Here is an 11,416-nt window from a genome sequence, read left to right on the forward strand (position 1 = left end):
TTTTTAAAAGTAGAGTATATGTCAAAACTCTTGCCAGAATTCTGCGAAATTTTGATATTAAATTTGTCACTTTTTCTCTCAATAACATCAAGATCTTTATATTTTTTATCAGCTTTTATATGCTTGACAACACTATCGAAGGCCTTTTGTATCTCCAAATTTTCACTAGCATAGGTAACAGAAGACCTCCATAAAATCACAACGCAAATTAACATGCAGATAAACATAGGTCCTAGTGTTGTGGCATTGGCTGCAGCGTGTAACCAGTAAACCTTATTTCTTTGAGCTATGCGTAACACATTACAAATTCATAAATGCTAAATTACCTATCTCATACAATAATAAAGATATTATTAATTAGCGGGACGAACATGCTGTGTAGCTTTTCAGAATGCATTTATCTTTTGTCTTCCATATTTCGCTTTATTTCCACAAAAATGCTTCAATTTATCTTAACATTTTGTCAACTACCTTTGTAGATTTAAAAGGGCATTTTAACATATTCCATATGGCTGCCAGTTGCACCCCTCACATGCGTACTCGAATTTCTTTAAAGACATTTTCTCCCTAATCTTTTTTACTGCCTCATTCCAAGTCAAAGTATCGCCAATTTTAATTCCTAAAATTTCCATATGCCTTCTATCTGGGTCTAAAACTTTAGCTTGTGTGGTGCATTTACCTTGTTCAGTCTGATTTGGACAAGCACTACAGATATTATCAAGGTTACCAACTACTTCGATTTGAGTACTAATTACTTTGCTTGCTATCCTTTTATAATTTTCTACAAAACCCTGAGAATACCCATATCCCCGAAACGCGAGGGTGCACATGAAATGATGAGGGCGGAATTTTATCATTTTTTCAAATATTGCAAAGCTGCTACAAGTAGAAAAATTTTTACCAAACCAGGAAGGATAAATGGTAAAACACCCACCATTATTGCTTGTCCCAGACCCAAGCAAACAGCAAGCCAACTAACACCACAAATAAAGATTACAACTGTACCAGCCAGACAACTTAAAGAATTACACACAAATGATTTATATTTAGAGTTCAGTAATTCATTTACTTTGCTCATTACCATGACAGCAGCTAAACAGCCAATTAAATATCCACCGGTTGGTCCAAGAAGAGCGTGATAACCACCAGAAAAATTCGCAAGAACAGGCAATCCTGCTGCACCAAGTGATAGATATGTAAGCACAGAATAGAATGCTGTTCTGCGGTTAAATTTAAGCCCAATAAGCATTACTCCTAAAGTTTGCAATGTGATAGGCACAGGCTGCAATGGTATACTTATTTGAGCCATCAAGAATAAAAGTAAAACGCAAGACAATATTTCAGCCAGTGTTGATCTGCTGCTAGACTGTGTTATAAACATACCTTCCCAATAAAAATAACTTATTAAGTGTAATATATGTTGTATGAGAGGTTTTGCAATTTAAATTTTGCTTATATTGTGCTACAATGAATTATTTATGCACTATTAAATTAAAAATGATAAGTAAACAAGATCTATTATCGTTGATGAAAGCAAGACACAGCGGACGTTCATACGATCCTACAAGAGCAATATCTCAGGAAGACATGGATATTTTAATGGAAGCTGTAAGGCTGACTCCCTCATGTTTTGGTGATGAACCTTGGAGATGTGTGATATGCAACAAACAGAACAATCAAAGCGCATGGGAAAAGCTGCTAAATTGCCTTGATGAATCTAATCAAAAATGGGCAAAAGATGCACAAGTGTTAATCATATCTTTAAGTGCTAAAAACTTCCGTAAACAAGGTAAAGGAGAAAATCTTTGGGCTAATCATGATACTGGTGCAGCAAATTATGGACTTATGTTACAAGCTGCAGTTATGAACTTAATGGCCCATCAAATGGGTGGATTTGATAGAGATAAAATAGTGAAAGAGTTCAATATACCCAATGACTTTAACGTAATGTCAGTGATAGCGGTTGGTTACGAAGAAGAGGGTGCTGAAACAAGTAAGAAGAAAAGAAGACCAATAGAAGAAATATTTTTTTATGATGAGTGGCCAAAATTCTGAAAATTTTATCAAAATGCACGGCACTGGTAACAATTTCGTTATCATAGACTCACGTTCAACAAACAATTTAGACTGGAACCATAGACAATTTGCTGATCAAAGCAGTTGTGATCAAGTGATAATTATAACAATGTCTAATGCTGCAGACTGTTTTATGCATATCTATAATGCTGATGGCAGTCGAGCTGAAATGTGCGGAAACGCAGCACGCTGTGTTGGATATTTGATAATGTCAGAAAAAGGTGCTGAATACTCCATTATTGAGCTAACAAGCAAACGCATTTTAGAGTGTTTTAAAGTGGGTGATAAATCCATAAAGGTTAACATGGGTAAACCTTTGCTAAAATGGCATGAAATTCCCTTGTCTACTGAGTGTGACACTCTTCACTTACCTATAGAGCTTGAAATGCTAAAAGATCCTGTTGCAGTAAATATTGGCAATCCTCACATAGTTTTTTTTGTTGATAACATAAGTGAAATACCATTGCGAAATTTAGGACCAAAGCTAGAAAATCACGCATTATTTCCTCGGAAAATTAATGTTAGTATTGCACAAGTTGAAAAGTCTGGAGAAATAGCTTTAAGAGTTTGGGAAAGAGGTACAGGCATTACTGCATCATGCGGTAGTGCAGCCTGTGCAGCACTTGTTGCATCCACACTACGTGGATATCTGGTTGCCCAACAGACTTCAGTAAATTTACCAGGAGGCAAGTTATTAATCGAATGGGCAAATAACGTATTCATGACCGGTGATATAGGGTTTTTGTGACCCTAATTCTAGTGATGCATTACTTCCAATACCTTCTTACCAATTACTGCAGGGGTTTCAGCAATTGCAACTCCAGCGCTCCGCATAACTTCTAGTTTTGCACCAGCACTTCCACCGCTGGAAGAGATGATTGCTCCAGCGTGTCCCATACGTCTTCCTGGAGGTGCCGTTTGGCCTGCTACAAAACCAACGATTGGCTTTTTAGTTTTTTCTGTTTTTACAAAATGTGATACATCTTCTTCTTCGTTTCCACCTATTTCACCAATAACTACAATACCATGAGTATCGTCATCTTTTAAAAAGAGCTCCATACAGTCAACAAATGTCATACCATGAACTGGATCTCCCCCAATTCCGATACATGTGGATTGACCAAGACCAACAGCGGTTGTTTGTGCTACTGCCTCGTAAGTTAAAGTTCCGGAGCGAGACATAATTCCTATGTGTCCACGCCTATGGATATGGCCAGGCATAATTCCTATTTTGCATTCTTCAGGTGTAATAATTCCCGGGCAGTTGGGACCAATCAATCGACTTTTTGAGCCGATAAGCGCACGCTTAACTTTCACCATATCAAGTATAGGAATGCCCTCTGTAATACAAATTATCAATTCTATTTTTGCATCTATTGCCTCAAGTATTGCAGCAGCAGCAAATTTAGCAGGTACATATATAACTGTAGCATTTGCACCGGTTTTTTCTTTGGCTTCTGCTACAGTATTAAAAACCGGTAAATTAAGGTGAGTGCTCCCACCCTTTCCAGGAGTTACACCTCCCACCATTTTCGTTCCGTAATCAATTGCTTGCTCTGAATGAAATGTGCCTTGTGCACCAGTAAAACCCTGGCATATTAATCTTGTATCTTTGTTTACTAAAACGGACATGCTTTATTTTACCTCTTTTACTATCTTTTGCGCAGCTTCATCTAGCTCATCTGCAGCAATAATATTTAATCCTGACTCTTCTAAAATTTTTTTTCCTTCCTCAAAATTAGTACCTGATAATCTAACCACTAGAGGAACTTTAATGCTCATTTCTTTTGCAGCCGCAACAATTCCACTTGCGATAATATCGCAACGCATTATACCACCAAATATGTTAACCAGAATTCCTTTTACGTTGCTATCAGACAATATGATTTTAAATGCTTCAGTTACAGTTTCTTTACTCGCTCCACCACCAACATCCAAAAAGTTAGCAGGCTCTGCTCCGTAGTATTTTATTATATCCATTGTTGCCATAGCAAGACCTGCACCATTTACCATGCAACCAATACTGCCATCCATTTTGATGTAACTGAGCCCATACTTTGAAGCCTCTATCTCTTCTTTCACTTCCTCATCATAATCACGAAGTTCCATAATTTCTGGGTGACGATATAAAGCATTATCATCGAAATTAATTTTTGCATCGAGCGCAATAAAATCTCCAGAATTTGTTTTAACCAGTGGATTAATTTCAATTTGGCTCGCATCAGTTGCAATAAACGCATCATATATTTTTTTTGCAATGTTCGATATCTTTTCTATTTGTTCTGGACTCAAATGAAAACTGCTGCTTAACTTGCTGCTATCAAAACTTGTAGCAGGATCAATATCAAATTTCACAATTTTTGCAGGAGAATTTTTTGCCACTTCTTCGATGTCCATTCCACCTTCTGAGGAAAATATGAATACTGGCCTACTGAGCTTCGGGTCGATTGCCAGGCTTAAATAATACTCTTTCTTAATGCTTGAGGCTTCTTCAACGTACACTTTTCTTACTTGCTGCCCGCTTGGCCCTGTTTGATGAGTAACTAAAGTCATACCAATCATGTCCTTTACAAACTGTTGAGCTTCTTCAACTGACTTTGCTAGCTTTACGCCACCGGCTTTACCCCTACCACCTGCATGAATTTGAGCTTTAACTACAAACACGTCAGATTTTAATTGACTTACTTGAGTCTTTACTTCTTCTGCAGATGTAGCAACAAAACCTTTTGGCACTGGGACATTAAATTTATGCAAAACTTCTTTCGCTTGATATTCGTGAATATTCATAAAATAACCAATGATAAACTATTAACTTGAGTACAAACTACCAACCATAACGTTGCCTTCTGCACTCTTGTTGGTACCTCTTTTTTTTAGCTTCAGCTTTCTTTTTAGCTCTTTTTTCTGATTTTTTTTCATGATATTGTTTTTTATTTTCAACCCTCTTCCTTCCTTTTGAATTGTTTTTTTCAATACTGGAAGAGCTCTGTCTACATCACCATAATGGACTGATACTTCTATCAACTCTATACCTCCTTCGGTAATCATTTCAAAATCTACCTATAAATTAGAAAATTAACATTGTCAATTATTTTATAAACTTGAGCGTTAAAATGTAATATGCCATAATTTACATGGTAAATAATGTCATTCCAGTGTCAGCTACTTGCTTACTGATGGAGATTGCTCTTATGTTACAGCGTTCTTACAATTATACTAACATCGGGGCGGAGAGATTTGAACTCCCGACCCTTTGGTCCCAAACCAAATGCGCTACCAGGCTGCGCTACGCCCCGACTTCTTTACTCAGAGTATCAATAACTCAGGCAAAATGCAAGATTCATTTGTTTACTTTAGAAAAAATATAATATGAGATTTAATATTATCTTAGAATATGTTTTTATTAGCTCCTCTTTAACAACAGACTGCTTCGTAGAAAGTCTACAGGGTTTTTGTGCGCGCAACACTGAACCAGATTTCTTTATGACCAAAACCTTAGGCATATTTAAAAATCTAGCTACACCAATTGGTGAAAGTGAGTGCAGCAACTACAGCAGTATCGACCCTTAAAATTCTTTTTCCTAGACTCAATTTTTGACAAAACTTATCGGCAAGATCAAGTTCATAAGATGAAAAACCACCTTCAGGACCAACAATAATAGCAACATTTTTTTTGCCTTTCAGCACTTTGTCAGCTTTACCTGTTTCATCACACAAAACAAAATTTTTACTTTGGGAATCAGGTAACTCACAAAAGTTAATAGGAGGCAAAATCTCTGGTATACTTATCCTACCTGATTGTTCCGCTGCTTCGATTGCTTGTAATTTTGCTCTACTTAGGTTAATATTTTTTACCACTGTACGTTCTGTTGAAATAAATTGAATGCAGATTACTCCCATTTCAGTTGCCTGTCTTACTATGTTGTTCAAAGCAGCACTTTTTACCATGGCACAATACAGGCACAAATTTTCCTCATATTGCTGTTGTTTAGTGCATTCTTTGGGTGTAACTTCTGTCAATTTACGCGATATATTAACTACTTCTCCTAACCATTCTCCATCTTTTCCATTAAAAAGAGAAAGATTATCATACTTCTTAAGCCGCATTACATTGCAAATATAGTGACTTTGTTGTGGATTAAGTGCTAAACTCACGCCTTGTGATAAAGCTTCTTCAACATAGAGCCTAATTTTTCCCATTCAAAACTTTAATTATATTCTACTTGAGTGACTCTTACGGGATTTGAACCCGTGTTACCACCGTGAAAGGGTGGTGTCCTAACCACTAGACGAAAGAGTCAACTTGAATCTAACTAGGTTATATCGATTACATATATAAAGTCAATTCAATTATTTTGAATCACATAGTTAGAGGGATATATCAGTAATCTTATATCGACAGCCTCCTATTACTCCATGCTCAATACTCACTGAACCTATCTCAGATTTAGGAGCTAATTCTAATTGTTGTTCAACTTTTGTATCGGAATCATAGCCAGAATCGTAGCCAGAATCTCTACGCTCATATTTCTGCCTTATTTCTTCTACACTAAAGCCAGCCTTGGCCTTAATTTTTTGATCATTAGTCTGTTGCTGACTTATCGACTTATTAGCACTTAGCTCATTTAGCTTCACTTGCCAATCATTCACTTTATCTTGTACTAACCCATGGCAAGTTCCAGAATTAGCTTTTATGTCTTTTGCTTTTCTTTCTGCTCTTTTCTTGGACAAATCTACCCTAGCATAAATAGGTTCTGACGACTGTTCTGGCTCTTTCTGTTTTAGGCTAGTAGGCTTTTTTTGTTCTGAAAGATCATCTATAGTGCAATAAATAGGTTCTTCTGATATACTCAAATAACCACTATCTTCCAATGATAAATTTTCAGTGGATTTTTTATGTGAATCATATATTTCAGCATAAATAGATTCTTCTGATACACTCAAATAACCATTCTCCCCTAATGAGTTACTAACCTTAGCATCATACACCTCAGCGTAAATTGGCTCTTTTGAAGGCAAAGCATCATAATTAGTGCTCTTTGGCTTATACTCAAAAGTTCTAGAAGGTTTTTGAGGTGGTATTACATTGTTGTTCACCTCAGCGTACATAGTTATTGGCTCATATTCAGAGGTTCTAGGAGGTTTTTGTTGTATAGCTTCAACATTCAAATCATCTGTAGAATAATACTCTACGCCTTTTCCTAGTAAAAAGGAAACTGTTGGGTGAAGAATTATCTCTGCTGGTAAGTTTTTCTCACTATCCAATTTTAGATTTTTTGATTCTGCTAAACTCTCAATAACACGAATTATAACATTCTTTCCATTCTCATCTATTGAGTGGATATCAGCTCCACGATTAATCAGCAATTCCATTATTTTGTGATCTGTAGCATGTCCTAAAGCCTGATTTAAAGCTTGATTATTATTTATATCAAATGATCCTGTATTCTTGAGAGACATAGTCTTTGAAAAGAATTTTCTAAAACTATTTAATGCATCATAGAGAATTAGAGTCAGTTTAACACCTTTTATGTCATTGTTTTTGACAGATTTAATTAAAAAATTATCTATTATGCCCATGATTATACCCCCTATATAAAAGCTCACTACCATGGTACAATTTTAAACTATGATGATTTATTTTCTACTAATAGCAGCTCTCTATAACCACTTAACAAGTGGTGGCATTGACATCATAATTGCATCTGGATTGCCGTCAGTCATTAAACCAAACCTTGTGCCACGATCGTATAACAGATTGAATTCTACATATCTGCCACGTTTTATTAATTGATTTTCTCGTTGTTCTTTTGTCCAAGATTTTTGCGTATGTTTACGTATGACGTGCGAATAAATTTCCAAAAAGGCCTCACCTACTGCTTTTGTGAACTCAAAGTCGTTTCCCCAGTTGCCAGAACTCAGATTATCATAGAAAATGCCACCAATGCCACGCGGCTCTTTTCTGTGTTGTAAGAAAAAATAGTTGTCACATTGCTCTTTAAATTTTGGATAATATCCGGTGTCAAATCTATCACATGTCATTTTGATTGATTCATGAATATACTTGCAATCTTCTTCATTTTTATATATTGGCGTAAAATCCATTCCTCCACCAAACCATTGTTTTGAAGTATATATCAGCCTTGTGTTCATATGTGCTGCAGGGATAAGGGGCGATTGCATATGAGACACTAAAGATATACCGCTTGCCCAAAACTCTCCGTTACTTTCACTTGCACCAGGAATCTCATTAATGGCTGAATCTGCAAATTTTCCGTGTACTTTTGAAACGTTTACTCCAACTTTTTCAAAAACATTACCAAAAATAATTGTAGATTCACCACCTCCACCACCTGGGCGATCCCACTTTCTCTTTTCGATCTTTGGCTCTGCGGATGATTGTTTTTCAATTAATAAGAAAGATTCTATAATCTTATCTCTTAGTGCACAGAACCATTCAAATGCTTGTGTTTTTTGTTTTTCCATAATATCCTCTTACTAGCTTATTAACATTGTTATATCTGATATTTAAGGAACTTAATTAGATTTGGATGGTAATTATCTATCAAAGACGTTAATAAATCTATAATAATTAAATCAATATAATAAAACATTTTCGTGTGTACAACAATGCCAAGTAACAATAATGAATAAAAGATACATAGATAACAAAAAAGAGAACAGGGTTGACTTCATACTAAGAAATTATGGAATGTCAATTGTTGCGATGGCAGTTATTATGCTCTTACCTTCAGTAGCAATATCGATACTCCACTTTTTTGATATATATAGTCAGCATATTAATATAGGGATTAATTTATTAGTTGGCATTCTAACAACTCTCTTTATGATATATAATGTAAAACGCTACAGATACCTACTTAACACTATAGAATTTCAAAATGCAATATTTGCAAATGCACTAAATCATAATACAGAATTTTGCCTTATTTTACATAAAGATGAAGGTATTATTTATGCTGATGCAAGGTTCTACGAAAGGTTTAAAGATCATATAATAGATAATGACATTACGTTAGGCAAGATTCTTGAAATAGGAGATGTTTCAGAAGCAGACAAAAAAGTACTCTATCATGCACTAAAAAATAACTCTTCTGTACAGGTATACATTTCCTTAAACAAGAAGAATAGAGTATCTAAATTTCTTTTGCTCTTTGAGCCGATACCAAATAATCCCCAAATTGCTATAAATAGTAATAAGATTTTAAATTTATCATTAGTGCCAATAGCAAGGCCAGATGGGTATTTTGTATTAAAAGCAACACAGATAAACAAGGAGCAGATATATGAAGAGTTAATAGAAAAACACAGCATAGGAACTTACATTGCAAATGCCAAAGGGGTGATTTTATCTGTAAATAAAAGATTTTTAGACATATTTGAACTAAAAAAACTGGAAAAAGGTAGCTCAATCAGTGATTTTATATCTCAATCTAAATATAACAATACAACAACCGATAATGAAATTTTGTTTTTTACTATAAGTGGTATTCCATTCAAGGCTTATATGAGCACTGCTATATTTTGTGATAAATACAACCATAGCTATATATATGGCTTTATAACACCAACCGAATCAAATATTGTTGATTATCAATTACACCCTTGTTTTGCAAATTCATCAATTGCTATTGCACAATGTGACATAAACGGCAACTTTGTAAAGAAAAATACGGCACTAATAAAGCTTGCAGGGTCAGATAATAATTCAATCTTTACGTTGATATTGGATAGTTATCATGTGAAAATACGTGAATATTTTTCGAGTAATAGCAATAAATAATGCGTCTTTTGATGTACAGCTCAACGGCGGTAATAACATAAAAATATATTTCAATAAGTTTCTTCATAATAAAATGATCTTCATACTTTGTTATTTTATTGACAATACTGAACACAAAAACCTAGAGATAAAGCTTGAGCATTATCAAAAGATGCAAGCTATAGGGCAGTTAGCAGGTGGTATTGCGCATGATTTCAACAATATATTGACTGGGATAATAGGATTTTGCGATTTGCTTTTACTCCAGCATTCAGCTGGTGATCCATCTTTTGGAGATATAATACAGATACAGCAAAATGCAAAGCGTGGATCAAATTTAGTAAGACAATTGCTTGCTTTTTCAAGAAGACAGACCTTGCAGCCAAAAATTATTGATGTAAATAGAACTATAGCTAATCTTTATGAAATGATAAAAAGATTAATAGGTGAAAATATAAAATTTAACATTTATTATGGTAGAGACTTGGGTGCTGTTAGTGCTGATCAAGGGCAATTAGAGCAAGTTATACTTAACTTAGCAGTCAATGCTAGTGCTGCTATGGAAAAGGGCGGGGAATTAACTATACGAACCTTTAATCAAAAGATTGACTCATTAAATTCTACATCTCAGGATATGTTTTCTCCAGACAAGGAAACGATCGAACATGGAAGTTATGTTGTGATTGAAGTAATTGATACTGGATGTGGAATGACAAGTGATACAATTGGAAAGGTATTTGACCCATTTTTTTCTACCAAAGATATTACCTCTGGTACAGGTCTTGGCCTCTCTACTGTATATGGCATTATTAAACAAACTGAAGGATACATCTATGTTGCTAGCAAAGTAAATCATGGAACTAAATTTAGCATATTTTTGCCCATGGTTTACATATCAGATGAAAATCTGAGAGAGGAAGATAGTGAAGAAATAGAAAGACCGGTAGTAAGTGAAATTAAAGGTAATGGTATAATTTTATTGATTGAAGATGAAGATTCAGTAAGGGAATTCATTGCTAAAGCACTAAAAAGGAAAGGATTTGATGTAATAGAAGCAAGCATAGGCAGCGAGGCGCTAGAAATAATCAGTAAAAAAAGTCAACACATAGATCTTATAATCACTGATGTAATCATGCCAGAGGTGAGCGGCCCAGAAATAGTTAAAGAAGCATTGATCCATAGGCCAAATATCAACGTTATTTTTATTTCTGGGTATGCAGAAGATGCTTTTTTAAAGAGTGATGACATCAATATAGAAGATTTTCACTTTTTGCCAAAACCATTCACTCTGAATGAATTAGGAAACAAGGTTCAAAGTGTGTTACACAAAGCAAAAAAGACAGTCTAATTTTAGTGTGGTTAACAACAAAAAAATTTTCTAATGCAAAAGTTTCTTGCATATATACAATAGAATTATTTTATACATAAGATAAAAGGCGTGAGCAAGATTATTGCAATAGTAAATCAAAAGGGTGGAGTTGGCAAAACCACAACTAGTATAAATTTATCGACAGCCTTTGCTGCTGTGGGAAAAAGCACTTTTATTGGTAGATCTTG

Annotated in this window: 10 protein-coding genes, 2 tRNA genes and 3 pseudogenes; 4 read left to right on the top strand and 11 right to left on the bottom strand. The window is 34.9% G+C overall.

All coding sequences use genetic code 11. The features are described 5' to 3' along the window. From WGMM_RS04210 to WGMM_RS04220, 3 genes and pseudogenes are all read right to left on the bottom strand, one after another. Nucleotides 1–299 (bottom strand): annotated as a pseudogene (locus WGMM_RS04210) (tetratricopeptide repeat protein); the annotation flags it as partial. 195 nt (nucleotides 300–494) lie between these two features. Next, nucleotides 495–857: a DUF1284 domain-containing protein gene (locus tag WGMM_RS04215; protein WP_038250578.1), complete on the bottom strand. Its 363-nt coding sequence runs from the start codon at nucleotides 855–857 to the stop codon at nucleotides 495–497. Next, nucleotides 854–1,381 carry a biotin transporter BioY gene (locus WGMM_RS04220; RefSeq protein WP_038250581.1) on the bottom strand — a complete coding sequence of 176 codons (528 nt, stop codon included), beginning with the start codon at nucleotides 1,379–1,381 and terminating at the stop codon, nucleotides 854–856. Before WGMM_RS04220 ends, WGMM_RS04215 begins: the two co-directional genes overlap by 4 nt. A gap of 86 nt (nucleotides 1,382–1,467) precedes the next feature. On the opposite strand from WGMM_RS04220, the gene WGMM_RS04225 reads away from it, so the two are divergent. Then, nucleotides 1,468–2,055: a nitroreductase family protein gene (locus WGMM_RS04225; RefSeq protein WP_038250584.1), complete on the top strand. Its 588-nt coding sequence runs from the start codon at nucleotides 1,468–1,470 to the stop codon at nucleotides 2,053–2,055. Then, nucleotides 2,036–2,824 carry a diaminopimelate epimerase gene (gene dapF / locus WGMM_RS04230; RefSeq protein WP_240991922.1) on the top strand — a complete coding sequence of 263 codons (789 nt, stop codon included), beginning with the start codon at nucleotides 2,036–2,038 and terminating at the stop codon, nucleotides 2,822–2,824. The genes WGMM_RS04225 and dapF overlap by 20 nt, the downstream gene beginning before the upstream one ends. Nucleotides 2,825–2,832: 8 nt before the next feature. Here dapF and sucD read toward each other — a convergent pair whose 3' ends face one another. From sucD to hemF, 8 genes and pseudogenes are all read right to left on the bottom strand, one after another. Beyond that, the gene (gene sucD / locus WGMM_RS04235) at nucleotides 2,833–3,708 is read right to left on the bottom strand and encodes a succinate--CoA ligase subunit alpha (protein WP_038250589.1); all 876 of its coding nucleotides are present in this window, start codon (nucleotides 3,706–3,708) and stop codon (nucleotides 2,833–2,835) included. 3 nt (nucleotides 3,709–3,711) lie between these two features. Next, nucleotides 3,712–4,863: an ADP-forming succinate--CoA ligase subunit beta gene (sucC, locus tag WGMM_RS04240; protein WP_038250592.1), complete on the bottom strand. Its 1,152-nt coding sequence runs from the start codon at nucleotides 4,861–4,863 to the stop codon at nucleotides 3,712–3,714. A gap of 37 nt (nucleotides 4,864–4,900) precedes the next feature. Beyond that, a pseudogene (gene rpsU, locus WGMM_RS04245) lies at nucleotides 4,901–5,100 on the bottom strand (30S ribosomal protein S21). A 198-nt stretch (nucleotides 5,101–5,298) separates the two neighbouring features. Beyond that, nucleotides 5,299–5,372 (bottom strand) — tRNA-Pro (locus WGMM_RS04250). 217 nt (nucleotides 5,373–5,589) lie between these two features. Then, nucleotides 5,590–6,276, bottom strand: coding sequence for a 16S rRNA (uracil(1498)-N(3))-methyltransferase (locus tag WGMM_RS04255; RefSeq protein WP_038250595.1), 687 nt, complete (start codon nucleotides 6,274–6,276; stop codon nucleotides 5,590–5,592). Nucleotides 6,277–6,304: 28 nt separating this feature from the next. Further along, nucleotides 6,305–6,376 (bottom strand) — tRNA-Glu (locus WGMM_RS04260). Nucleotides 6,377–6,444: 68 nt separating this feature from the next. Next, nucleotides 6,445–7,656, bottom strand: a complete 1,212-nt coding sequence (locus WGMM_RS04265) for a hypothetical protein (protein ID WP_240991924.1) — start codon at nucleotides 7,654–7,656, stop codon at nucleotides 6,445–6,447. Nucleotides 7,657–7,737: 81 nt separating this feature from the next. Beyond that, a complete protein-coding gene (gene hemF / locus WGMM_RS04270; RefSeq protein ID WP_038250601.1) occupies nucleotides 7,738–8,562 on the bottom strand; it encodes an oxygen-dependent coproporphyrinogen oxidase in 825 nt (274 codons plus the stop codon). 160 nt (nucleotides 8,563–8,722) lie between these two features. On the opposite strand from hemF, the pseudogene WGMM_RS04275 reads away from it, so the two are divergent. Then, nucleotides 8,723–11,207 (top strand): annotated as a pseudogene (locus WGMM_RS04275) (response regulator). 90 nt (nucleotides 11,208–11,297) lie between these two features. Beyond that, on the top strand, nucleotides 11,298–11,416 hold a 119-nt coding region (locus WGMM_RS05870), incomplete at its 3' end, for a ParA family protein (protein WP_240991925.1).

The sequence above is a fragment of the Wolbachia endosymbiont of Glossina morsitans morsitans genome (genome assembly GCF_000689175.1).
Taxonomy (GTDB): domain Bacteria; phylum Pseudomonadota; class Alphaproteobacteria; order Rickettsiales; family Anaplasmataceae; genus Wolbachia; species Wolbachia pipientis.

What these genes read in the sequence shown, in the direction of transcription:
- sucD (WP_038250589.1), bottom strand. Translation starts at nt 3,708, where the DNA reads ATGTCCGTTTTAGTAAACAAAGATACAAGATTAATATGCCAGGGTTTT.
- WGMM_RS04225 (WP_038250584.1), top strand. Translation starts at nt 1,468, where the DNA reads ATGAATTATTTATGCACTATTAAATTAAAAATGATAAGTAAACAAGAT.
- WGMM_RS04265 (WP_240991924.1), bottom strand. Translation starts at nt 7,656, where the DNA reads ATGGGCATAATAGATAATTTTTTAATTAAATCTGTCAAAAACAATGAC.
- sucC (WP_038250592.1), bottom strand. Translation starts at nt 4,863, where the DNA reads ATGAATATTCACGAATATCAAGCGAAAGAAGTTTTGCATAAATTTAAT.
- WGMM_RS04255 (WP_038250595.1), bottom strand. Translation starts at nt 6,276, where the DNA reads ATGGGAAAAATTAGGCTCTATGTTGAAGAAGCTTTATCACAAGGCGTG.
- hemF (WP_038250601.1), bottom strand. Translation starts at nt 8,562, where the DNA reads ATGGAAAAACAAAAAACACAAGCATTTGAATGGTTCTGTGCACTAAGA.
- WGMM_RS04215 (WP_038250578.1), bottom strand. Translation starts at nt 857, where the DNA reads ATGATAAAATTCCGCCCTCATCATTTCATGTGCACCCTCGCGTTTCGG.
- dapF (WP_240991922.1), top strand. Translation starts at nt 2,036, where the DNA reads ATGAGTGGCCAAAATTCTGAAAATTTTATCAAAATGCACGGCACTGGT.
- WGMM_RS04220 (WP_038250581.1), bottom strand. Translation starts at nt 1,381, where the DNA reads ATGTTTATAACACAGTCTAGCAGCAGATCAACACTGGCTGAAATATTG.